Annotated in this window: 19 protein-coding genes; 12 read left to right on the forward strand and 7 right to left on the reverse strand. The window is 67.7% G+C overall.

Translation table 11 applies throughout. The annotated features are described in order from the left end of the window. Nucleotides 1-7: 7 nt before the first annotated feature. On the reverse strand, nt 8-1,285 hold the full coding sequence (locus tag ABJK40_RS03345; RefSeq protein WP_348477972.1) for an MFS transporter: 1,278 nt from the start codon (nt 1,283-1,285) through the stop codon (nt 8-10). A gap of 80 nt (nt 1,286-1,365) precedes the next feature. After that, complete coding sequence (locus ABJK40_RS03350) at nt 1,366-2,484, reverse strand: hypothetical protein (protein ID WP_348477971.1); 1,119 nt, start codon at nt 2,482-2,484, stop codon at nt 1,366-1,368. A gap of 73 nt (nt 2,485-2,557) precedes the next feature. Here ABJK40_RS03350 and ABJK40_RS03355 point away from each other — a divergent pair, with 73 nt between their 5' ends. Next, the gene (locus ABJK40_RS03355; RefSeq protein ID WP_348477970.1) at nt 2,558-2,938 is read left to right on the forward strand and encodes a limonene-1,2-epoxide hydrolase family protein; all 381 of its coding nucleotides are present in this window, start codon (nt 2,558-2,560) and stop codon (nt 2,936-2,938) included. Here ABJK40_RS03355 and ABJK40_RS03360 read toward each other — a convergent pair. Next, the gene (locus ABJK40_RS03360) at nt 2,907-3,857 is read right to left on the reverse strand and encodes a LysR family transcriptional regulator (RefSeq protein ID WP_348477969.1); all 951 of its coding nucleotides are present in this window, start codon (nt 3,855-3,857) and stop codon (nt 2,907-2,909) included. The two genes, ABJK40_RS03355 and ABJK40_RS03360, sit on opposite strands and share 32 nt — an antisense overlap. Before the next feature lie 77 nt (nt 3,858-3,934). Here ABJK40_RS03360 and ABJK40_RS03365 point away from each other — a divergent pair, with 77 nt between their 5' ends. The 5 genes from ABJK40_RS03365 to ABJK40_RS03385 all read left to right on the forward strand — a co-directional run bounded on the left by ABJK40_RS03365 (nt 3,935) and on the right by ABJK40_RS03385 (nt 11,549). Continuing rightward, on the forward strand, nt 3,935-4,216 hold the full coding sequence (locus ABJK40_RS03365) for a hypothetical protein (RefSeq protein WP_348477968.1): 282 nt from the start codon (nt 3,935-3,937) through the stop codon (nt 4,214-4,216). A 155-nt stretch (nt 4,217-4,371) separates the two neighbouring features. Further along, a complete protein-coding gene (locus ABJK40_RS03370; protein ID WP_348477967.1) occupies nt 4,372-9,942 on the forward strand; it encodes a S8 family serine peptidase in 5,571 nt (1,856 codons plus the stop codon). Between the two features lie 158 nt (nt 9,943-10,100). Beyond that, nucleotides 10,101-10,418: an SMR family transporter gene (locus tag ABJK40_RS03375; protein WP_348477966.1), complete on the forward strand. Its 318-nt coding sequence runs from the start codon at nt 10,101-10,103 to the stop codon at nt 10,416-10,418. A 124-nt stretch (nt 10,419-10,542) separates the two neighbouring features. Continuing rightward, complete coding sequence (locus ABJK40_RS03380) at nt 10,543-11,046, forward strand: SRPBCC domain-containing protein (RefSeq protein WP_348477965.1); 504 nt, start codon at nt 10,543-10,545, stop codon at nt 11,044-11,046. A 107-nt stretch (nt 11,047-11,153) separates the two neighbouring features. Continuing rightward, the gene (locus tag ABJK40_RS03385) at nt 11,154-11,549 is read left to right on the forward strand and encodes a PPOX class F420-dependent oxidoreductase (protein WP_348477964.1); all 396 of its coding nucleotides are present in this window, start codon (nt 11,154-11,156) and stop codon (nt 11,547-11,549) included. A 21-nt stretch (nt 11,550-11,570) separates the two neighbouring features. Here ABJK40_RS03385 and ABJK40_RS03390 read toward each other — a convergent pair whose 3' ends face one another. From ABJK40_RS03390 to ABJK40_RS03405, 4 genes are all read right to left on the reverse strand, one after another. Further along, nucleotides 11,571-13,253 (reverse strand): MFS transporter, encoded by a 1,683-nt coding sequence (locus tag ABJK40_RS03390; protein ID WP_348477963.1) that lies wholly within the window; start codon nt 13,251-13,253, stop codon nt 11,571-11,573. 34 nt (nt 13,254-13,287) lie between these two features. Beyond that, nucleotides 13,288-13,563 (reverse strand): putative quinol monooxygenase, encoded by a 276-nt coding sequence (locus ABJK40_RS03395; RefSeq protein WP_348477962.1) that lies wholly within the window; start codon nt 13,561-13,563, stop codon nt 13,288-13,290. 119 nt (nt 13,564-13,682) lie between these two features. After that, nucleotides 13,683-15,773 (reverse strand): RecQ family ATP-dependent DNA helicase, encoded by a 2,091-nt coding sequence (locus tag ABJK40_RS03400; protein WP_348477961.1) that lies wholly within the window; start codon nt 15,771-15,773, stop codon nt 13,683-13,685. A gap of 44 nt (nt 15,774-15,817) precedes the next feature. Further along, complete coding sequence (locus ABJK40_RS03405) at nt 15,818-16,492, reverse strand: CDGSH iron-sulfur domain-containing protein (RefSeq protein WP_348477960.1); 675 nt, start codon at nt 16,490-16,492, stop codon at nt 15,818-15,820. A 146-nt stretch (nt 16,493-16,638) separates the two neighbouring features. Between ABJK40_RS03405 and ABJK40_RS03410 the strand changes: the two genes are divergently transcribed. The 6 genes from ABJK40_RS03410 (at nt 16,639) to ABJK40_RS03435 (ending at nt 22,410) form a co-directional block, all read left to right on the forward strand. Next, nucleotides 16,639-17,451: a hypothetical protein gene (locus ABJK40_RS03410; RefSeq protein WP_348477959.1), complete on the forward strand. Its 813-nt coding sequence runs from the start codon at nt 16,639-16,641 to the stop codon at nt 17,449-17,451. Next, nucleotides 17,451-17,909: an SRPBCC family protein gene (locus ABJK40_RS03415; protein WP_348477958.1), complete on the forward strand. Its 459-nt coding sequence runs from the start codon at nt 17,451-17,453 to the stop codon at nt 17,907-17,909. The genes ABJK40_RS03410 and ABJK40_RS03415 overlap by 1 nt, the downstream gene beginning before the upstream one ends. A 43-nt stretch (nt 17,910-17,952) precedes the next feature. Beyond that, nucleotides 17,953-18,387 (forward strand): Fur family transcriptional regulator, encoded by a 435-nt coding sequence (locus ABJK40_RS03420; RefSeq protein WP_348477957.1) that lies wholly within the window; start codon nt 17,953-17,955, stop codon nt 18,385-18,387. A gap of 79 nt (nt 18,388-18,466) precedes the next feature. Beyond that, complete coding sequence (katG, locus tag ABJK40_RS03425; RefSeq protein ID WP_348510142.1) at nt 18,467-20,668, forward strand: catalase/peroxidase HPI; 2,202 nt, start codon at nt 18,467-18,469, stop codon at nt 20,666-20,668. Between the two features lie 122 nt (nt 20,669-20,790). Further along, the gene (locus ABJK40_RS03430) at nt 20,791-20,964 is read left to right on the forward strand and encodes a hypothetical protein (RefSeq protein ID WP_348510143.1); all 174 of its coding nucleotides are present in this window, start codon (nt 20,791-20,793) and stop codon (nt 20,962-20,964) included. Between the two features lie 87 nt (nt 20,965-21,051). Continuing rightward, on the forward strand, nt 21,052-22,410 hold the full coding sequence (locus tag ABJK40_RS03435; protein WP_348477955.1) for a hypothetical protein: 1,359 nt from the start codon (nt 21,052-21,054) through the stop codon (nt 22,408-22,410). Nucleotides 22,411-22,438: the final 28 nt, after the last annotated feature.

The raw sequence follows: 22,438 nt of genomic DNA on the forward strand, positions 1-22,438 counted from the left end.
GGCACGGTCACACCATTCGTGGAGGCTCGGCCTGTGCCGGAGCGTTCGGTGCGGCGTCGATCGGTTCGAGTTCCTCGAACGTGTCGATCTTGCGCAGCGACGGGAACAGGAAGGCGGATCCGGCGGCGATCACCACCGTGATCAGGCCGCCGCCCGCGATCGCCCAGGGCAAGCCGAGTGCGCGTGCGGCGACCCCCGATTCGAACGCTCCGAGTTCGTTCGACGCGCCGATGAAGACGCCCTCCACGGCGTTCACCCGGCCCAGTTGTTCGTCGGGGGTCACGAGCGGGATGATCGCCCCGCGGATGTTCATGGACACCAGGTCGGCGGCCGACACGACCACCAGCGCGAGGAAGGCGATCGCGTAGCTCCGGGTGATCCCGAACACGATGTTGCCCGCACCGAAGATCGCCACGACCCACAGCAGTGTCGGGCCGATCCGTCGGCGCAGCGGTCGGAAACTCAACCAGAGCGCCATGCCGGCCGCACCGATCCCGGGTGCGGCGCGTAGCCATCCGTACGCGATGTCGCCGACGCCGAGGCGTTCACTGGCCACCGCGGGGATCAGTGCGATCGCCCCGCCGAACAGCACGGCGAAGAGGTCGAGCGAGATCGTGCCGAGGACCACCGGGGTGCGGCGCACGAAGCGGAGTCCCTCGACGGCGCTCGTCCACGTGGGGCGATCGGTCGAGCGTTCCGGCTCGCGCTGGTACCGGATCAGCAGGATCGGGACGGCCGCGGCGAACTGGAACGCCGTGGCGACTCCGTACGCCCACGACGGACCGATGCTGTAGAGGAAGCCCCCTGCGACCGGCCCGATGATCGACGCCGCCACGAACGTGCCGGTCCACACCACGACCACCTGGGGGACCATCGACTTGTCCGTCAGGAACGGCATGATCGAGCGACGTGCCGGTGCGAGCATCGCGTCGGCCGTGCCGAGGACGGCTGCGATGACGAACAGCCACAGTGCCCGCGTCGACCCGCTGACGCTGAAGGCGATCAGCGCCGCACCGCTGAATGCGCGCCCCGCCATGAACAGGGCCGTCACCCGACGTCGGTCGAAGCGGTCGGCGACCCATCCGCTGACGAGCACCAGGAGGAGCGCAGGGACGAACTGTGCGAGCCCGATGAACCCGATGTCGAGTTCGTCGCCGGTGATGTCGAACACCTGCTTGAAGAGCACCGTGACGAGCAGGTTCTGGCCGACCGCTGCGAACGCGGCCGAGGCGAGGTACAACCTGACCGCCGGCACCGCCAGCACGTCGCTCGTGGTCGTCGGCACCGGGCGAGGCTACGGGGAGCGACGGGCGCGACCTCGGCCGGTTCGTTCGACGACTCGTGCCGCCCCGCTCCGGTGAGGAACTACGCCGGGACGGCGCTCAGAGCGACGACGGTGAGCCCCTCGGCGCAGGAGTCCTGGCTCGCGTTCGTCGGCTCGGCCCGACGGGCGATCGCGAACTGGACCTGATCGCCCGGGAGCAGGTCGGTTCCCGTCACGACGAGTTCGGCGACCTGTACGTCGTTGTCGGTGAACGACGACGGGCTGCCCTCGTTGCTCGCCGTCAGGATCACGTAGGGGAACGAGCCCCCACCCGCGGCGGGGCCGCCGACGAACGCAGTGGCAGGCTGGAGGTCGGGGACCCCGGGGCGGTAGGCGGAGGTGCCGTTGTCCTCGAGCCGGAAGGTGCATCCGACGACGTTGTCGGTGTCGGCCATCCACGACACCCGGATCTTGACGTCGGTCCCGGGCCGATAGGTCGGCGGCAGCGTGAAGCCGTGCCAGAAGCGGCCGTACGAGATGTTCTGCAGGGTGAGCCCGTCCGGTGCCTTGGACCCCCCGCTGGCGATGGTCCAGGTCTCGCTCGTACTGTCGTCGAACCAGAATGCCGACGAGATCGGCATCGAGACGTTCCACGGAGCAGCCGACGTCGACTCAGCGATTGCTCCGTCGACCTGGGACTTGGTGTAGTAGCGGTCGTCGTGATCGTGATCGACGTAGTACCCGTTGACGTCGACCACGAGGTCGACGCTGCCGCGGTCGTTGTACACGTCGAACGTCTGGTCCACGGACAGGATCGTGCTGACCGCGTTGGGGACCGGTGGTTGGCCCGGCGACGGGTTCAGGCTGGAGGAGTTCGGTCGGTCGCCTCCCGGCCAGATCGTGAGGAAGGACTGTCGGGTCGCTCCGATGGACGTGACGTTGAGGGAGAGCGCCGACGCATCGGCGGGGATCAGTCCGGAACAGGGGACACCCGCCTGCCGTGCGCTGATCGTGTGGACGTCACCGGTCCCGAGGGGCGCCGACCGCGGGCCGACCTGGGACGACGGGCGGGTGTCGGCGAGTCGGCACGGCGTGATCGACACGAGCACGGCCCGCTCGCCGGACGAGATCCCCGCCGACGCGAAGTGCTGTGTGGCGGCGCCGATCACCGTGCCGGCGACGAGCACGGTGAGAGTCGCGGAGATCGCTCGAAGTTTCATCTCGTCAGCGTCGCAGAGACCATGGTGCCGATGCACGGAATTTCTCGTGTCGTCGGACAGCTACGGTCTGACGATGACCCCACTCGAGACCGTCAACGAGTTCATGCGTCGCTTCTGCACGATGCACCTCGACCACGCATGTGAACTGGTCGCCGACGACGTGGAGTACGACAACGTGCCGATCGGGAAGAACTTCGGACCCGACGGCATCAAGGGGTTCGCAGGAAACATGACGTCGAGCTTCGACACGATCGAGTTCATCGTCCACCGCGAGGCGGCCACCGGTGGAGTCGTCCTCAACGAGCGGACGGACCGCTTCGTGACGGGCGATCAGACCTTCGACCTGCTGGTCGCCGGCGTGTTCGAGGTGAACGAGGCCGGTCTCGTCACCCTCTGGCGTGACTACTTCGACATGGGCAAGGTCAACGAGATGTTCGCCGCGCTCGCGGGTTGAGACTGCGTCGTTCGAACAGATCCGACGCAGCCTCGAGCGCCACGGCACGGAACCGGTCGGCGGCTGGCAGCAGCGTGCGACCCGTGCGCGCGATGAGTTGGATCTCGCGCGGTGGAAGCGGTGGGTCGGTCTGCATCACGACGATCCCGGGGTCGTGCGCATCGATCGCGAGTGACGGCATCACCGCCCAGCCCAGGCCCGACCGGACCATGCTCTGGACCGCCGCGTTGTTCTGGAACCGGAACACGAACTCGGGCCGGATGCCTGCAGCGATCAGTCGGTCGTCGACCATCCGTTGACCGGTGTGCGTGTCGGGTTGACCGATCAGCGGGTGGCGGTCGATCTCGGCCGCGGTGGTCACCCGCCCGCTCGCCTCGCCGCGGGGAGCGATGATCACGAACGGGTCTCGACCGAGGACGTCGATCGTCAGACGTGCGTCGGCCTCGAGGTCGACGGTGAAGGCGAGATCGGTCTCGTCGGTCAGGACGTCGTTGACGAGTTCGTCGAGGTCGTCGGTCTCGTCGAGTCGCACGTCGACGTCGGGCACCTCGCGGCGCATCTGGCCGATGATGTTCGGCAGCAACTCCGCCGACGCCGACTGGAACGTCCCGACGGTCAGACGACCGGCGATGCCGCGACGCATCAGGTCGAGGCGTTCGTCCATCTCGTCGAGGCGCGTCAGGGTCCGCCGTGCGAAGTCGAGCAGCGCCTCTCCGGCGGGCGTCAACTCGGCAGGTCGCGGCCCCTTGGGACGGTCGAACACGGTCACGCCCGCGGCGCGTTCCAACTGTGCGATCTGTTGGCTGATCGCCGACTGGGTGAAGCCGAGGGCGTCGGCGGCATTGGCGAAGGTGCCCTGTTCGTGCACGGCGACGAGCGCTGCGAAGTGCCGCGGATCGACGTCCCGGAGGCCTGCCATGATCATCATGATAGCTGATGACCAACTCCATGAACTGTGTCTTTTGATGATCACCAACCGTCCGTATCGTTGTTGTCATGACAACCGCCACCGCCCTCCACATCGCCGAATCCATCGTGGTCGACGGCTTCGACTCCTTCGACGCCGACCTGGCCCAACTGCTCGACGAAGCTCGTCGCTCCAACGTCAACCCCGTGTTCGTCGACGTCGCCGGCGACCGCTCGGCACCCGCCCCGGTCCGTGAGCGTGCGCTCGGCCACGTCGTCGTCGAACTGTCACGCGACCTCCCGATGCCGGCTCTGCCGACGTGGGTGACGCGGCGCGTCCGCCGCAACGTCGCCGGCCCGATCGCCGCCTGACCGCAATCCAGTCAACGGAGGGACCGCCCGGGCCGGCGGCTTTCTGCTGCGCACATCGGTGACAAGAAGTTCTTGCCACCCGCCGAGCGACGTACTACCTTCTCGAACCCAGGGCTGGACGGGACGTGTGAAATCACTACGACCCAGGAGTACGAATGAAGCGCAGCCGCTCGTTCATCATTGTCACCGCCACCATGTTGATGGCGTCGAGCACCCTCGCAGGGGTGACGCAGGCAGCAGGTCCTGCGGGCTCGGCGCTCGCCGCGCCGTCAGCGGCTGAGGGGTCGCCCGGCAGCGAACGAGACATCGACGACCTGGTCCCGGCCGAGGCCGAGGGCCAGGCGCTGATCGCAGCGCCGAAGTTCCACACCGGTGGCGGCATCGCCACCTACCTGATCCGTCTGACCGAAGCTCCGGTCCCTGCGTACCGAGGCGGGCGCGCCGGTCTGCCCTCCACCGCGCCGCGCTCGGGTCAGCAGCTCGACCCCGAAGCGCCCGCTGCGCAGCGCTACGTCGACTTCCTCGAAGAAGCACAGGCCGAGTTCATCACCCAGCTCGAACGGTCGGCCGGTCGTGACGTCGACGTGAAGTTCACGTACCAGTACGCCGTGAACGGGCTCGCCGTCGAGCTCACCGCCGACGAGGCGCGGGAGATCTCGACGAACCCGAACGTGCTCTCGATCGCTCCCGATCAGATCCGCGAGTTGCAGACCGACGTCGGCCCGGAGCAGATCAACGCCGACGAGGTCTGGAATGCGGCGACCGACCTCGGACTCCCCGCCGACTACCTCGGTGAAGGGATCGTGATCGGCACGATCGACTCGGGCATCAGCCCGTTCAACGAGTCGTTCGCCGACGTCGGCGACGACGGATACGACCACGACAATCCGCTCGGTGCCGGGAACTACCTCGGCGTCTGCGACTCCACGCCGGGCAACCCGGTCTTCGATCCGGACTTCCCGTGCAATGACAAGCTGATCGGCGCCTGGGTCTTCGACGACCTGAACGAGACGGCGATCGACAACGACGGCCACGGTTCACACACCGCCGGCACATCGGGTGGCAACGTCGTCACCGGAGTGACGGTCGACGGGGCGCCCGGGACCTTCGACATCTCCGGCGTGGCTCCCCATGCCAACGTCATCTCCTATCTCGGCTGCTGCAGCGTCGGCGGCCTGACGGCGTCGATCGACCAGGCCATCGAGGATCAGGTCGACGTGATCAACTACTCGATCGGGTCGAGCGCCCCGTCGGATCTGTGGAACGACTTCGACGCGATCGGCTTCCTCAATGCACGCGCCGCCGGCATCTTCGTCGCCACCTCGAACGGCAACGACGGACCCGGCGTCGCCACGACCGGATCGCCCGCCGACGCCCCGTGGATCACGTCGGTCGGAGCATCCACCCACACGCGTCGCAACGGCAACGTGCTCACCGACCTGACGAGCAGCAGCGGCACACTGCCCGACATCTCCGGTACCGGCGTGACCGCAGCGCTGCCGGTCTCGACGCCTCTCGTCGACGCCGCCGAGTTCGGTGACGAGTTCTGCGAGGACGCCACCGGCAACGAGACGGCGTTCACCGGTGCGATCGTGATCTGCACACGCGGCGTGAACGGTCGTGTCGAGAAGTCCCAGAACGTGGCCGATCAGGGCGCCGTCGGGTTCGTGCTGGTCAACGACCTGCTCAACAACCTCTCCCTCCTGGGTGACCAGTACGTGATCCCCGGCGTGTTCATCTCGAACACCGACGGCGTCACCTTGCGCGACTGGCTCGCCGTCGGCGCCGATCACGCAGCCGCGATCCAGGGGACCGTGTTCGAGTACGGACCGGAATTCGCCGACATCATGTCCAGCTTCTCGTCGCGCGGCCCGAACCGTGCCGTCGACACCATCGTGCCCTCGGTCAGCGCGCCGGGCGTCGATGTCCTCGCAGCACTCACCGACCTGGAGGACCCGACGGGTGGCGACGTCCACGCCTTCCTCTCGGGCACCTCGATGGCGAGCCCGCACGTGGCCGGTGCCGGTGCGTTGATGACCCAGATCCGTCCCGAGTGGTCGCCGGCGGAGATGCAGTCGGCACTGATGACCTCGGCGTTCACGGGCGTGCTCAGCCACGACCTCTCGCCGGGGACTCCGTTCGACCAGGGCTCCGGACGCGTCGACGTCGCGGCGGCGGTCTCCGTCGGGCTGTTGTTCGACGAGACGTTCGAGAACTACGACGCCTCGAACCCCGCCGAAGGCGGCGACCCCAAGACACTCAACCTCGCATCGTTCGCCAACTCCCAGTGCCTCGTCCAGTGCACCTGGGAGCGCACGGCAACGGTGCCCGACAATGCGATCGGTGCAGGACCGATCGCCGATGGCGTCACGTGGGACGCCACATGGTCGACCGACGCCGGTCTCGACCTCGGCGTCGTGCTCTCGCCGGCCACGGTGTCGCCCGGCGACACCATGTCCATCACCGTCGACGCCGACGTCGCGGGCGCAGACGTCGGCACGACCTACTTCGGTCGGATCACCCTGACCCCGAGCGACGCGAGCATCCCGACCGTCACGATGCCGGTCGCGGTGGTGCCGTCGAGCGGGGTGTTGCCCGATTCGATCGACATCGAGACCCGGCGCGACGCCGGCTCGCAGGTGGTCTCCGGTGTCGAGTCGATCGAAGTCGTCGACTTCCAGGGCTCGGTGAACGGACTCGTCGAGGGCGCGCAGGTCACCGAGTCGCTGCTCGAGGACCCGACCAACGACGATCCCTACGACGTCCTCACCGACGTGTACGTCACCACGATCGACGTCCCTGCGGGTGCCAACTCGTTGGTGGTGGAGACGATCGCCGCCGAGATGCCCGATGCCGACCTCTTCGTCGGGTCGGGCACCACGCCGAGCCTCGCCACCGAGGAGTGCGCCTCGACCACCGGATCCGCGATCGAGTACTGCGCGATCGACGATCCGGCCGCGGGCCCGTGGTGGGTCGTGGTCCAGAACTGGGACGGGACGGACGACCAACCCGACAGCTTCACGCTGTCGTACGGAGTCGTCGAAGGCGACCTCGGCAACGCGACCATCGTGGGTCCGGCGCCGACGCCGACCGGCGAGCCGTACGACATGACCGTCACGTGGGACCTGCCCGACGCCGAGGCCGGCGACGTCTTCTACGGTGAAGCGGTGCTCGGTTCCGACGTCGGGAGCACGGACGACATCGGCACGCTGCCGATCCGCCTCGTGCGCATCGAGGACGACGTGACCAAGGATGCATCCGTCGCAACTGCGGCGGCAGGCGACGAGATCGAGTACACCGTGACCGTCCAACCGAACGTGACCGACACCGACCTCGAGTACACGCTCTCGGACCTCGTGCCCGAGGGTCTCACCCTCGTCGACGGTTCGGTCGAGTCCAGCGACGGCACGGCCGTGGTCGACGGCAACCAGATCGACTGGAACGTCACCATGCCGACCGCGGCGGGCGCTGCGGGCGACTACGTCATCTCCACGCCGGCCGACAGCGAGGACTGCTTGAACTGGGCCGGCTTCGTCGACCTCGGTGACCCGGACGGCGCGAACATCCCCGTGTCGACCGTGATCGACGGGGACTCGGTCGCTGCGACGGCGTTCAGCTCGATCGGTCCGTTCCCGTTCTACGGCGAGTCGTACCCCAACCTCGTCGTCGCGGAGGACGGCTTCGCGACCGTCACCGGCGGCTACGGCGGAGCGGTGTTCGAGCCGCAGGTCCTTCCCGACGCAGCCCTTCCCAACGGCGTGATCGCTCCGCTCTGGTCCGATCTGATCGCCGACGCCACGGCTGGACGTGGCGTCCGACTCGCCAACACGGGCACCGCAGCGGTGATCCAGTGGGAGAACCTGCCGGAATGGCTGCCGGGGGATGACGCCACCGGCCCGTCGGTCGGCACCTTCCAGGCGTGGATCTACAACTCGGTCAGCCCGGACCGGCCGGAGATGACCTTCGAGTACGCCTCGCTCGAAGCACTGCCGGCGATCTCGACGATCGGTGTCGAGAACCTGGCGGGCACGCAGGCGACCTCGTACCTGGACGCGGCCGCAGCCACGGGCCTGGTCGACGGCGACACGCTTTGCTACGACTACGTGGGTCCGACGTTCGCCGAGGCCACGCTGACCTACACCGTCACCGTCGACGACCCGCCCACGGCGGGGGTCCTCACCAACGAGGTCAGTCACATCACCGACGATCCGTTCGCCCAGTCGGCGATCGCCACGGCCGACGTCACGATCGGTGAGGTCGGCCAAGCGGAGGTCACGGTCGCTCCGGGGAGTGTCGCCTTCGGCAACACACTCGTCGACAGCACGTCGGCTCCTCGGGTGGTCACCATCACCAACAGCGGTGACCTCGACGTCGACATCACCGACATCGCAGTGACCGGTCCGTTCGCCGCCGACGGCGACGATGCGTGTGACGCGACCATCCCGGCGGGAGAGTCCTGCACGGTGTCGGTCACGTTCAGCCCGACCGTTGTCGGAGCAGCAACCGGAACCCTGACGATCACGTCGAATGCGCCGCTGGTGAGCGTCGCACTCACGGGCACCGGCACCGACGAACCCGTCGTCGACGATCCCGAGGTGATCGCACCGCTCGAGCCGGGTCGCTACTGGGACACGAGACCGTCCCCGACCCTCGACGGACAGCAGTCCGACACGGGACGCCTCGGGGCGGGCGCCACCTATGCGGTGCAGATCGCCGGTCGCGGAGACGTGCCGATCGATGCGGTCGGCGTGGTCGCCAACCTCACGGTCATCGCACCGAGCGCCGGGGGCTTCGCCACCATGTATCCGTGCACGGATGCGGTGCCGACGACCTCGAACGTCAACTTCGTCGTGGGATCCAACGTGGCGAACAACTCCATCGTGCCGCTCAGCGACGACGGCCAGGTGTGCGTGTACACCACGTCGGAATCCCACTTCGCCCTCGACGTCAACGGCTTCGTTCCCGAGGGCGCAGGCCTGGTCGGTGTGGCGCCGGTCCGTCTCCTCGACACCCGTGAGGGCAATCCGACGGTCGATGGCGTCGCCCAGGGTGGCGGTCCCGTTGCTGCGGGTCAGTTCATCGAGGTCCAGGTCGCCGGCCGTGGCAACGTCCCGGCCGACGCGGCGACGGCGGTCGTCAACGTCACGGCGGTGCGTCCGTCGGGTGTGGGGTACGTCACCCTGTATCCGTGCGGGGTTCGTCCGTTGGCATCGACGTTGAACTACGCCGCCGGTCAGATCGTGCCCAACGGTGCGGTCACCGATCTGAGCCCCGACGGCACGGTGTGCATCTACACCGAGGAGGCCAGTCACCTGTTGCTCGACGTCACCGGGTACGTCCCCACCGGCGTGTCCGGTCTTGCGTCGGCCACTCCGGCCCGTCTGCTCGACACGCGTGCGTTCGGCGTGACCGTCGACGGCGAGTCGATGGCCGACGGGCCGATCCCAGGGGACACGTTCATCGAGGTCCAGGTCGCCGGTCGTGCCGGTGTGCCGGCCGATGCGACCGCAGCGTTGCTGAACGTCGCTGCGATCCGCCCGGTCGCTCCCGGCTTCGTGACCCTCTACCCGTGTGGAGTGCGGCCGACCACGTCGAACCTCAACCATGGCACCGGTGGAATCGTGGCGAACAACACGTTCACGAAGCTCTCGGCCAGCGGCACGGTGTGCATCTACGTGTCGTCGGAGACCGAGGCGATCCTCGACGTCAGCGGGTGGGTGCGGTAGCACGAACGCAGCCGACCGCTCGTCCCGACCCGGTCGGGACGAGCGGTCGGACGTTCGTGCGAGCGCGGGTATCGTGATCGCCGTGAGACGCAGTTCGCGTCTCGCCCGACGAGGGGCGCACCGTACCGGCAGGCACGACGGGCGCAGGAGTACTCCTCATGGCCTGGATCATCCTCATCGTCGCCGGACTCTTCGAGGTCGTGTGGGCGAGCCTGCTCGACTCGACGAGGGGATTCACCCGCCTGTGGCCCTCGCTGGGCTTCCTCGTCACACTGGCCATCAGCATGTACCTGCTGAGTGTCGCCACGCGCACGATTCCGATCGGGACGGGCTATGCGGTGTGGGTCGGCATCGGGGCCGTCGGCGCATTCCTCGTCGGCGTGTTCGTGAAGGGCGACGACGCCGGGATCGGTCAGGTCGTGGCGATCGCCGGTCTGGTCGCCGCGATCATCGCCGTCAAGCTGACCGCAGCCTGACGGAGCAGACCGCATTCCACGACATCGACGCACTGGCGACCGAGGTGCACCGCACCCGGCGCGAACGCGCGGCGGACTCGGCGTAGCCTCCGGATCGACCCGGAGCGCAGACGGAGCAGACCGCATGACCAGTTACCCCGGCCCACCCACCGGCCACATCGATCACACACCACAGGGCCGCCGGCTGGTCGTCGAGCGCACGTTCGATGCTCCGATCGGAGAGGTCTGGGCCAGCCTCACCGAGCCGGAGCGAGTCGCACGGTGGTACGGGACGGTGGAGGGTGAACCGGTTGCCGGTCGGACGATCATGATCACGATGACGGCCGAGGAGGGCGCTCCGGCCGAACCGGCGCTCGTCGTCGAGTGCGACCCGCCACGTCGATTCCTGATCGAGACGGCTGGTGCGGGTGACCCGTGGCGACTCCAGGTCGAACTGATCGAGACCGACGGCACGACGACGATGACGTTCACCCAGATGCTGGCCGACGAGCTCGATGCGGCCGACATCGGCCCGGGCTGGGAGTACTACGCAGACCGCCATCACGCCGTCGTCCACGGCAACGCGCTGCCCGACTGGACGTCGGACCGCTACCAGGAGATCCTCGGTCCCCACTACCGACTCGGTTGACATCGTCCTCGAAGGAACACGGTCGACTCGCGACGACTCGGCGTTCGACCACGGCCGGGCTCGACCCGGATCGGAATAGCCGGGAGTCGAACGGTGTTGCTGCGACCATGGCTGCATATCCCGAATCACACGCTGACCTGCTCGACAAGAAGACGTTCTGGCACATCGCCACGATCGGGCCGAACGGCGAAGTCCAGTCCTCACCGGTGTGGGGTGGCCGTCGGGGGGACGACTTCGTGTTCTCGCTCACCAAGGGTCGCCAGAAGTACGAGAACCTCACGGCCGACTCGACGATCGCGATCTCCGGAATCGACCCCGACAACCCCTACCGATACCTCGAGATCCGTGGTGCGTTGACCTCCGTCGAGGACGACTCCGCGAACACGTTCATCGACTCGATGGCGAAGAAGTACATGGACGTCGACGCCTACCCCTTCCACCAACCCGGCGACGAGCGTGTCGTGATGGTGGTGACGCCGAGTCACTTCACCCAGATGGGCTGATCCGCAGGCCCGTCGCCGGCGTCACTTCTGCAGACGTCGGTCGACCTCCGCGTCGGCGCGTGATCGACTGCGCGGGACCCGATTGATCGCGTCGAGGAACGCATCGACGTTCATCCAGTGCACGGTTGCGCCATCGTCACCGGCGGTCACGTCGGCGGTTCGGGGCACCTTGCGAAGGAGTGCGATCTCGCCCAGCAGCACGCCGACACCGCGGCTGAGGCGCGTGCCGGTCTCGGTGCGGACGTCGACGCTGCCGCTGCCGATCAGGCAGACCCGGTCGCCGACCTCGCCGATCCTCATCAGGACCTCTCCGGCAGCGAAGGTCTCGGTCGTCAGGCCGGACATCACCTGTTCGACGGCGTAGGGCGGGAGCGAAGCGAGGACCGGAGACGAGCGCGCCAACTGCAGGAGGTCGCGGTCAACGGGTCGGCGCGCGCGATCGATGGTCAGGAGTCGCCGCCACATGACCACCAGCCCGACGATCCCGACTCCACCGACGAGTGCGAAGGCGGTCTCGATGCTGGTCTGGACGGCGAGCACGGAGAGTGCCACGCCGCCCAACGCGAGTCCGATCGCCTCGAGCGCCTCGAGGACTCCGAACAGTCGGGCGAGGGTGTCGTCCGGTGTGAGACCCTGCAGCATCGTGCGACCGGCCACCGACGTCAGGGTGACGCCTGCCCCGACGACGACGAGGAGCATCGTTGCCGTCGCGAGGTCCGTGCTCCGACCGAGTGGTGCGAAGAACCCGCACATCATCACCACGCTCCCGGCGAGAGCCAGCGCGAGGCGTCGTCGTCCGACGAGAGCGAAACACAGGGCCGATCCGATCAGGCCGCCGGCCCCGAACCCGGTGAGCAACACGCTGACCGAGGCGTCGTCTCGGCGCAGGACGTCGATCGCGATGGCTGCGGCACCCACGTCGAGTGCCCCGGTGATCCACGATCTGGTGGCGATCGCTCCGGTCAGGGTCCGGACCTGGGCATCGCTGCGCAGGAGACGGAGACCGGCGGACAGCTCGACCAGCGCAGAGCGTCGTCCCGGATCGTCGGCATGGCGAAGCGACGCCGGTGACGCCGTCGAATCAGGCCTGACGGTCGAGAGTGCGCCGAGCGCCATCAGCGCGCCGATCCACACGAGCACGGCTCCCGGCGATGCCACGGTGAGGATCGCCCCGGCGAGCAGGGGCCCGGCGACCGTTCCGGCCGTCTCGGTGATCCCCGCCGCCGTGTTGGCGGCCGTCAACTCGTCGGCGGTGGTCGCGACCGTCGGGATGATCGCCGCCGTCGCCGGACGGGCGAAGGTCAACAGGATCGAGAAGACGATCGCCAGACCGTAGGTCACGGCGATCGGCGCACGACCGAGCATCGCGGCACCCGTGGCGATCGAGGTGGTGGCGACGAGCGCGTATCCGATGGTGAGGACGCGGTCCCTGGGGAACAGATCGCTCGACGCCGCGACCAGCGGGGCCAGGACCGCCGTCGGCACGAGCAGCATCACGGCCACCCAACCGACTTCGCTGACGCCGCCCCGCTCGTACGCGAACAGCAGGATGGCGAGCCAGCAACCCTGCTCGGTGATCGCGAAGGCGAACAACCCGCGCAGACAGCGAGCCAGGCCTCGGCTGCGTGACACGGTGCGCACCGCCGCCCATCGTCCTGCGTCGGGGAGTGCGTCGCTCCCCTCGGATCGAGCGGGTTCGGTCACGGGTCGGCGGCGATCGCTGAGCCAGGTCGAGCGGTCAGGAGATCTTCGTGTAGCTCGTGATCTTCGGGTCGGCGCCCAGGATGTCCGGAGCGGCGCCGAGCGCTGCGGCGATGTGGTCGCTGCCCATGTGGCTGTCGATCGCAGCCTGGTCGGTCCACTCCTCGACGGTGACGAACTCGGTCGGGTCGTCGTTCGACTGGAACAGCTCGTAGCTGATGCACCCGGCTTCGTCGTTGGTCGGTGCCACCAGCGACGACAGCGCTGCCTTCGTCTCCTCGACCTTGTCCGACTTGGCGATGATTGTGGCCATGACCTTGATCATTCGATGTGCTCCTGGAGTCGACCCGACGCGTGACGGTCAGACGTGGGTGTCGCGATCGTAGATGGTCGCCCCCGGCCGCTCGGACAGGGCCACGCTGCCGCTCCGGTTCAGCTGCGGATCGGGGTGGTCGCCAGTGCGACCGGCATGACCGGGCCACTGCCTGCTCGACGCAACACCCGACCCACCTCGGTGAGCGTCCAGCCCGAATCGATCAGGTCGTCGATCAGCAGGACCGCGCCCGGTGGGACGTCGCCAGCGGTGGCGAACGCGCCCTCCACGTTCGACTGCTGGTAGGCGCTGTTCGCCATCTCCTCCTGCGCAGGGCGATCGGCTGCACGCGTCACGGCAGCGAGGAACGGGAGGCCGAGCGACGACGCCACCCGTGCCGCGACGTCGGGGACGAGGTCGCCGCTGCGATCGGACGGCACGGCGGTGACCCATTCGATCGGCGTGTCGGGCGCCCAGTCCCGCACCATCACGGCGACCGCCTCGGCCAACTCGTCGGAGAAGCGGTGGTCGCGATACTTGCCACGTTCGACGTCCCGTCCCCAGCCGTCGTCGCCCCAGACCGCCAACGCCAGGCCGGACTCGCTGCGCTGGTCGGCGGCAACACCCATCTTCTTCGGGGCCAGCACAATGGGTCGGTTGCGCAGGAACCGAGCAGCGCGTTCGAGTGAGGCCGGGTCGGGGTCGAACGCGGCGAACACGCCGGAGTCGACGAGGGCGTCGATCGCCGACGCTCCGTCGGCGAGGCGTCCGGCACGCCGACAGTTGTCGCAGATGCCGCACGGGTCGTCGGCCGGGTCGTCGAGGAGTGTGGTGAGGAACTGCATCCGGCAGCCCGAGGTCTCGGCGTAGTCGAGCATCAACTGCTGCTCGAACCTGCGGGCTTCGGTGACGTTGGCGACCCGCTCGGTCGGATACTCGAACGGTTGCCCGGTCCGTTCGTACGACTGGCCCTTGACCCGCTTCACGGCGCCCTCGACGTCGAGCTGCTTGAGGATCGACTCCAGGTCGCTCCACTTGACGTTGACCTCGCTCGCGATGTCCCGGACCCCGATCGGACCACTGGTGGCGTCGACGATCGCGATCACCTCGTTGACCTGTTCGGGCGGCGGGAAGGCCCGGTCGATGAAGTGGTTCTGGATCTGGAGATCCTCCTGGCCGACCAGCAGGATCGCCGCCGACTGGTCGAGTGCCCGCCCGGCCCGCCCGACCTGCTGGTAGTAGGCGATGGGGGAGCCGGGCATCTGGAAGTGGATGACGAAGCCCAGGTCGGGCTTGTCGTACCCCATCCCCAGAGCGCTCGTTGCCACCAGTGCCTTGAGGTCGTTCGACTGCAACCTCTTCTCCAGCACCTCTCGCTCGTCGGCGTCGGTGGCGCCCGAGTAGGCCGCCACGTCGATGCCGCGTGACTGCAACCAGTCGGCGACGGCGAGCGTGTCGCGAATCGTCAGGCAGTAGACGATGCCCGAACCCGGGATCGATTCGAGCCGTTCGGCCAGCCACACCAAACGCTCGGGTTGCGCCGGCAGGTTCACCACGCCCAGGCCCAGTCCGGACCGGCCCAGCGCCCCGCGGAACGTCGTCAGCTCTGCGCCGAGTTGTTCGGCCACGTCGTCGACGACCCGCGAATTCGCCGTGGCCGTACACCCGAGGATCGGCACCCGTTCGGCGGCAGCCCGGCCGTACTCGTCGATCATCCGGCCGATGCGCCGGTAGTCGGGCCGGAAGTCGTGACCCCAGTCCGAGATGCAGTGCACCTCGTCGATGACCATCATCCCGGGCCGTTCCTCCAACATCGGCATCACCTTCATCGCGAACTCGGGGTTCGCAAGACGCTCGGGAGACACCAGGATCAGATCGAGGGAGTCGGCGTTCAGCGCATCGGCGAGTTCGTCGACCGTGGTCGCGGAGGACGAGTTGACGGTCATGCACCGCAGCCCCAGTCGCGTTGCCGCCTCGATCTGGTTGCGCATCAGCGCCAACAGCGGCGAGATCAACAACGTCGGCCCCATGCCCTGCTCACGCAACAGGTACGTGGCGAGGAAGTACACCGCCGACTTGCCCCACCCCGTGCGCTGCACGACGAGCACCCGCTGACGATCGACCAGCGCTTCCACCGCTTCGCGTTGGTGATCGCGGAACGCGGCGTCGTCGCGCCCGGTCAGTTCCCTCAGTGCGCCGTCGAGATCCATCTCCCGAGTATGACCCGGGGGTACTCCACAGATTGGTCGTGACCTCAGCCTTCGAAGCCGATGTCCTCGTGTGTTCCGTCGCAGAGCGGCTTGTTGCCCGAGGCTCCGCAGCGGCACAGCGTGACCCGGTTCCGAGTCTCGAGCTGGTCGCCCGCGGCGTTCGTGACGGTGATCCCTCCGGTCACCCAGAGCGGTCCGTCGGGGACGACGTTGACCTCGGCGGGCAGGGCCGGCTCGACGATCGACCCGTCGACCACGTTCGACAGTCTCCCCGACGGACACTTCTCGACCATTCGGATCACCTGACCGCGCACCTCGGGGTCGTCGGTCGACGGCATCATCTGCCAGACCGTCTGTTTGGCCGTGCCGCACAGACCGGCGTGCATGCACAACGGCGTGTCGTCGAGCATCTCGTAGCCGTCCTTCGGGCTCTGCTTGCGACGTGCGCGCTGCTCGTAGGACTCGCCCGACGAGTCGGCGTCGGTCGGATCCCAGTCGGCGTCGTGGTGCGATCCGTCGCAGAACGGCTTGTCCGACGACTGCCCGCACCTGCACAGTGCCACGGAGTCGCCGTCGACGTCGAGTGCCTCTCCGAACGACCACGTCATCGGCGCACCGTCGGCGGCCGTCACGTAGTCGGCGTCTCGGACGGTGACGTGGTGGACCATGAACGGCCCGTCCGAGGTCGTCTCGATCTTCATGTCGTCGGTTGCGGCCATGGGTGGAACTCCTGCGAGTGCTCGATCGACTGCCTGCGCCGGCAGGTGAGATCGGGTCCGTACCCCACGAACCGCATCGGCCAAACAGATCGCGTGCCGATTCGGTGCGGCGCTTGAGACGTCGGCGGCGTGGGTAGACCGGATCCGTGTCCCCGCCCGTCTCCGCCGGCCACCTGTCGACGTTGCGCAACATCGGCCGGGCCGTGTTCACCGTTGCGCCGTTCATGCTCCACCATCTCTGGCGACGCCGCAGGATCGACGAGAGCACGCAGACCGTCGACCGGCTGCGTGAGCCCCCACCGACCCGAACCGGAGACCAGGCGGCCGGAGACCAGGCGGGTGGCGGCAGCGAGGTCCAGACCGCCGCCGATGGCGTCGGCCCGATGGTGATGAGGTCCTACGAGGTGCGCATCACAGGTGCTGCGCTCGGCCCCGCCGCGGTGATGCGCGTGCTCCTCGAGCGCCCGGGCGAACTCAACGACGACCGCATCGCCGCCTTCGTCCGCGACGATCGGCCTGCGACCGACCTGCGGGTCGGCGACGAGTTGGTCGTCGAGTTGCCCGGCCCGTGGAACGGCCCGGTCCGGGTCGTGCGGGCGGACGACGACGAGCTCCTCCTCCAGACGCTGGACGGCCACATGGAGGCCGGTCACATCCGCTTCGACACCACGGATCACGTCGAGCGTCCGGGCGGTGGGCACGACTTCACCTTCCGCATCCGGTCCTGGGCTCGCGGCGGCGACCGGGCGTTCACGGTCCTGCACCTCGGCCTCCGGATCGCCAAGGAACTCCAGACGGCGATGTGGGTCGCGATGTGCGAGGGGGCCGTGCGCGTGTCGGGCGGAGCGAGGTCGGGGCGGATCGGGGTGCTCACCGACGTGCTGGCCGAGTCCTCTGTCGGTGCCGCGCCGTCGTCCGGCACCCGCAGTCCGCCACGTCAGTCGATCGGATCCACCTGATGGGCGTCCGGTTCTCGCGCCGCACGGTCCTGCCGGCGTCGACCGAACGGTGCTTCGACCTGGCGCTCGATGTCGACGTCCATCTCGAGTCGTTCTCCGACTCCGGCGAGCAGATCGTCGGTGGTGTCGAGGCGGGAGGAATGCGGCTCGGCGACGACGTCACGTGGAGAGCGCGTCACTTCGGCATCTGGTGGACGATGACGTCCCAGATCACCGCGTTCGACCGTCCGCACTCCTTCGTCGACGAACAGGTGAAGGGGCCGTTCGCGTCGTTCCGTCATCTCCACGTCTTCACCGACCTCGGCGATGGCTCGACCGAGATGATCGACGAGGTCGAGTTCGAGGCACCGCTCGGACCGCTCGGACTGATCGCCGAGAAGGCGGTCCTCGGTCGGTACATGCCGCACCTGATCGACGTACGGAACCGAGAACTGCTCGTACAGGTGCAGCGCGTCTGACAAGAGTTGACTGAGTCCAGTCTTGGTGTTAGTCTGATCTTCAGTGACCGACGGTATCGATCAACTCCTGCGAGAGCGGGGGGTCAGGGTGACAGCCCAGCGGCTGGCCATCATGCGATCGGTGTCGGCGCGGCCACACACGACAGCGGACGAGGTCGCCGACGATGTTCGTTCGGTGATCGGATCGATCTCTCGCCAGGCGGTCTACGACTCGCTCAGCGTCCTGATCGACCACGATCTCGTGCGTCGGATCCAACCCGCCGGAGCGGCGGCGCGCTACGAGGATCGGGTGGGCGACAACCACCATCACCTGATCTGTCGCGGGTGCAGTGACGTGTTCGACGTCGACTGTGCCGTCGGCGACGTTCCGTGCCTCACCGCTCACGACGACCACGGGTTCGACATCGACGAAGCCGAAGTCGTGTACTGGGGTCACTGTCCGACCTGCCAGGTGAACCGAGTCCGTTCCGACGCGTGAGCCACCACGGTCGAGCACCCGAACACCCACCGCAGGCACCGAAGAACCGTCAACACAACCGTCAACACAAGGAGTAGCAATGAGCAACGAATCAGACGTCTGGGAGATCAACGACAGCGATGCGACGGGATGCCCGGTGATGCACGGCCCGAGCGCCGCGCACACCGCGAAGGGCTTCACTGCTGCGCAGCACTGGTGGCCGAATGCGCTCGACCTGCGGATGCTCCACCAGGGCCATCCGGCTTCGAACCCGCTCGGTGACGACTTCGACTACTCCGAGGCCTTCCTCGCCCTCGACTACCAGGCACTCAAGTCGGATCTCGCCGACCTGATGACGGACAGCCAGGACTACTGGCCGGCCGACTACGGCCACTACGGCCCGTTCTTCGTCCGCATGGCCTGGCACGCAGCCGGCACCTACCGCATCGAGGACGGCCGCGGTGGCGGCGGCACCGGAGCGCAGCGCTTCGCGCCGCTGAACTCGTGGCCCGACAACGGCAACCTCGACAAGGCTCGCGCCCTGCTGCAGACGATCAAGCAGAAGTACGGCAACTCGATCAGCTGGGCCGACCTGCTCCTCCTGACCGGCAACGTCGCCATGGAGACCATGGGCTTCGAGACCTTCGGCTTCGGCGGCGGACGCGCCGACATCTGGGCTCCCGAGGACGACATCTACTGGGGTCCCGAGACCGAATGGCTCGGATCCGAACGCACCGACGCCCAGGGCAACCTGGACAAGCCGCTCGGCGCCGCCCACATGGGTCTGATCTACGTCAACCCCGAAGGCCCGATGGGCAAGTCCGACCCCCTCGGCACCGCCCGCCTCATCCGTGAGACCTTCAGCCGCATGGCCATGAACGACGAGGAGACCGTGGCCCTCACCGTCGGTGGCCACACCTTCGGCAAGGCGCACGGCGCCGGTGATGCCGAGGTGCACGTGGGTCCCGAGCCCGAGGGCGCCCCCATCGAGCAGATGGGGCTCGGCTGGAAGAACTCCTTCGGTTCGGGTGTCGGCACCGACACCATCACCTCGGGGATCGAGGGCGCGTGGACGGCCACGCCGATCCAGTGGGACAACAGCTACCTCGAGACCCTGCTGAACAACGAGTGGGAACTCACCACCAGCCCCGCCGGAGCGTCACAGTGGAAGCCGGTCGGCGATGCACTCGCCAACACGGTGCCCGACGCAGCCACCGGTGAGCTGAAGTTCCAGCCGATGATGACCGACGCCGACATGGCGATGAAGGTCGACCCGGTCTACGCCGAGATCTGTCAGCGCTTCCTCGAGAACCCGGACGAGTTGGCGGACAAGTTCGCTCGCGCCTGGTTCAAGCTGCTCCACCGCGACATGGGTCCGAAGGTCCGCTACCTCGGTCCGGAAGTGCCCGACGAAGTGCTCATCTGGCAGGATCCGGTCGAGCAGGGCACCGAGCTCAGCGACGCCGACGTCGCAACACTCAAGGGCCAGATCATGGACTCCGGTCTGTTGATCTCCGAGCTGGTCGCCACCGCCTGGGCGTCGGCCTCGACGTACCGTGACAGCGACAAGCGCGGCGGATCCGACGGCGCCCGTGTTCGCCTGGAACCCCAGATCACGTGGGATGTCAACCAGCCCGACCAGCTGCGTCGGGTCCTCGGCAAGCTCGAGGAGATCCAGTCGAACTTCTCGGGCACCGTGTCGATGGCCGACCTGATCGTGCTCGGCGGCGCTGCTGCCGTCGAAGCGGCGGCCAAGGCTGCCGGCCACGACGTGACCGTGCCGGTCTCGACCGGTCGCGGCGACGCCACCGCCGAGATGACCGACATCGACTCGTTCGAGCCGCTCGAGCCGACGTACGACGGTTTCCGCAACTTCGAGGGCAAGGGCGCCACGCTCCCGCCCGAGAAGATCCTCGTGGATCGTGCGCAGTTGCTCACGCTCTCCGCTCCGGAGATGACCGTCCTCGTCGGGGGCCTGCGCGTGCTCGGTGCCAACACCGGTGGGACCACGCACGGCGTGCTCACCGACCGCACCGAAGTGCTGTCGAACGACTTCTTCACGAACATCCTCGACCTCGGCGTGACGTGGGCTCCCACCAACGACACCGAGTCGGTGTTCGAGGCAACCGACCGTGCGAGCGGTTCGGTGAAGTGGACGGCCACACGCTGTGACCTGATCTTCGGTGCGAACAGCCAGCTCCGTGCGATCTCGGAGATCTACGGACAGGCCGGTTCCGAAGCGAAGTTCGTCAAGGACTTCGCGGCGGCCTTCACCAAGGTGATGGAGCTCGGCAACTTCTGACCATGACGTGACGGGCCGGGGGCGACCCCGACCTGCGACGCCCGACGGCCCCGTCTCCCCACTTCGGTGTGGCGGCGGGGCCGTTGCGCGTCCCGAGGGAAGGTCTCAACCCTCGGCGACCAGTGCATCGGGTCGTCGCCGAGGGCATCGAGACATCCGAGCAACTCGACCAGGCGAGGAGCCTCGGCTTCTCCACGATCCAGGGTTGGTACGACTCCTGGGCGGATCCGCTGGCCGAGTGCCTCCAGTCGTGGGCGGATCACATTCCTGATCACGCTCGGTCGGAACCACGCTGAGCGCTCCTTGCCCGGGTGGGTCTGGTCCGTGCCCGGCACGAGGCCGACCGTGTGGTTCGGGTCGTTCGGATCGGGTAGGACTGCGAGATGACGACGAACGATGTGGAGCGGGCCGACGCGCTGGTGATGTTCGGGCTGACCGGTGACCTGGGGGAGAAGAAGCTGTTCCCGGCGCTGTACGAACTGCAGGCCTCGGGGAGGTTGGGCATCCCGGTCGTGGGTGTCGGTCGGTCCGAGTACACCGACGAGGAACTCGACGACATGCTCGAGGAGTCGCTGGCGGGTTACACACCAGCCAGCGGCGGGGCGGTCGATCCCGAGGTGGTCGACGCGATCGAACTCAGCTACGTCTCGGGCGACTCCACGGACCCCGCCACCTACGACGCGCTCGTGGACCGACTCGACGGCACCGCGCGGCCGGTCGTGTACGGCGCCCTGCCGCCCGGCATCTTCGGCGACGTCGCGCGGGGGATCGCCGGCTCGTCGTTGCCCGAGACCACTCGCCTCGTGTGCGAGAAGCCGTTCGGCAACGACGTCGAATCGTCACGCCAGTTGTACGACGAGATCGTCGAAGCGCTCGACCCATCGAGGCTGTTCATCGTCGATCACTTCCTCGCCAAGTCGGCGATCGAGAACATGCTGACCGTGCGCACGTCGAACCCCCTCATCGAGAACAGCATGTGCAGCCGGTTCGTCGAGCGGATCGACATCGAGATGCATGAGGAGGGTGACGTCGACGGACGCGGTTCGTTCTACGAATCCGTCGGTGCGATCGACGACGTCGTGCAGAACCATCTGCTGCAGATGCTCGCCGTGCTCACGATGGAGCGTCCCGACGACGACTCCGACGAGGCGTACCACACCGCACGGTCGACGTTGCTCGCCACCGTCGTTCCGTTCGATCCCGAGGTCGCCGTGATCGGCCAGTACGCCGGATATCGCGACCTGGACGACGTGGACGACGACTCCCAGGTGGAGACGTTCGTCGAGGCACGCACCACGATCGACACCGACCGGTGGCGGGACGTGCCGGTCACGATCCGCACCGGCAAGGCACTGTCGTCGGATTCGACGGTGGCCACGATCACATTGCGATCACCCGGTCCGGATCTCGTCGAGAACCGGATCCGCTTCGAGGTGAAGCCGCGGGCGTCGGTCGCCATCGACATCGGCATCCTCGACCCGTCCACCCACGACACCGTCCCGACCACGATCGTGGCTTGTGCGCCCGAGGATCACGGCGAACTCGGAGACTACGCGGTCATGCTCGACAACGCCCTCTCCGGTGCGACCCGCCACTTCGCCCGCATCGATGACGTCGTGGCCGCATGGCGGCTCGTCGCTCCGCTCCACTCCGCGGACCTCGAACTCCACATCTACGAACCCGGCACCGACGGTCCGGCGGGCAGTCATCCGGTCAGTCATCCGGTGTCAGACATCAGATGACAGTCCGTTCATTCGGTGTCTGACACCG

Source organism: Ilumatobacter sp., assembly GCF_039969435.1.
Lineage (GTDB): Bacteria > Actinomycetota > Acidimicrobiia > Acidimicrobiales > Ilumatobacteraceae > Ilumatobacter_A.

Coding starts and splice junctions, on each gene's coding strand:
- ABJK40_RS03350 (WP_348477971.1), bottom strand. CDS start 2,484: ATGAAACTTCGAGCGATCTCCGCGACTCTCACCGTGCTCGTCGCCGGC.
- ABJK40_RS03385 (WP_348477964.1), top strand. CDS start 11,154: ATGGCTGCATATCCCGAATCACACGCTGACCTGCTCGACAAGAAGACG.
- ABJK40_RS03435 (WP_348477955.1), top strand. CDS start 21,052: ATGACGACGAACGATGTGGAGCGGGCCGACGCGCTGGTGATGTTCGGG.
- ABJK40_RS03355 (WP_348477970.1), top strand. CDS start 2,558: ATGACCCCACTCGAGACCGTCAACGAGTTCATGCGTCGCTTCTGCACG.
- katG (WP_348510142.1), top strand. CDS start 18,467: ATGAGCAACGAATCAGACGTCTGGGAGATCAACGACAGCGATGCGACG.
- ABJK40_RS03360 (WP_348477969.1), bottom strand. CDS start 3,857: ATGGCAGGCCTCCGGGACGTCGATCCGCGGCACTTCGCAGCGCTCGTC.
- ABJK40_RS03395 (WP_348477962.1), bottom strand. CDS start 13,563: ATGGCCACAATCATCGCCAAGTCGGACAAGGTCGAGGAGACGAAGGCA.
- ABJK40_RS03380 (WP_348477965.1), top strand. CDS start 10,543: ATGACCAGTTACCCCGGCCCACCCACCGGCCACATCGATCACACACCA.
- ABJK40_RS03400 (WP_348477961.1), bottom strand. CDS start 15,773: ATGGATCTCGACGGCGCACTGAGGGAACTGACCGGGCGCGACGACGCC.
- ABJK40_RS03370 (WP_348477967.1), top strand. CDS start 4,372: ATGAAGCGCAGCCGCTCGTTCATCATTGTCACCGCCACCATGTTGATG.
- ABJK40_RS03405 (WP_348477960.1), bottom strand. CDS start 16,492: ATGGCCGCAACCGACGACATGAAGATCGAGACGACCTCGGACGGGCCG.
- ABJK40_RS03375 (WP_348477966.1), top strand. CDS start 10,101: ATGGCCTGGATCATCCTCATCGTCGCCGGACTCTTCGAGGTCGTGTGG.
- ABJK40_RS03415 (WP_348477958.1), top strand. CDS start 17,451: ATGGGCGTCCGGTTCTCGCGCCGCACGGTCCTGCCGGCGTCGACCGAA.
- ABJK40_RS03365 (WP_348477968.1), top strand. CDS start 3,935: ATGACAACCGCCACCGCCCTCCACATCGCCGAATCCATCGTGGTCGAC.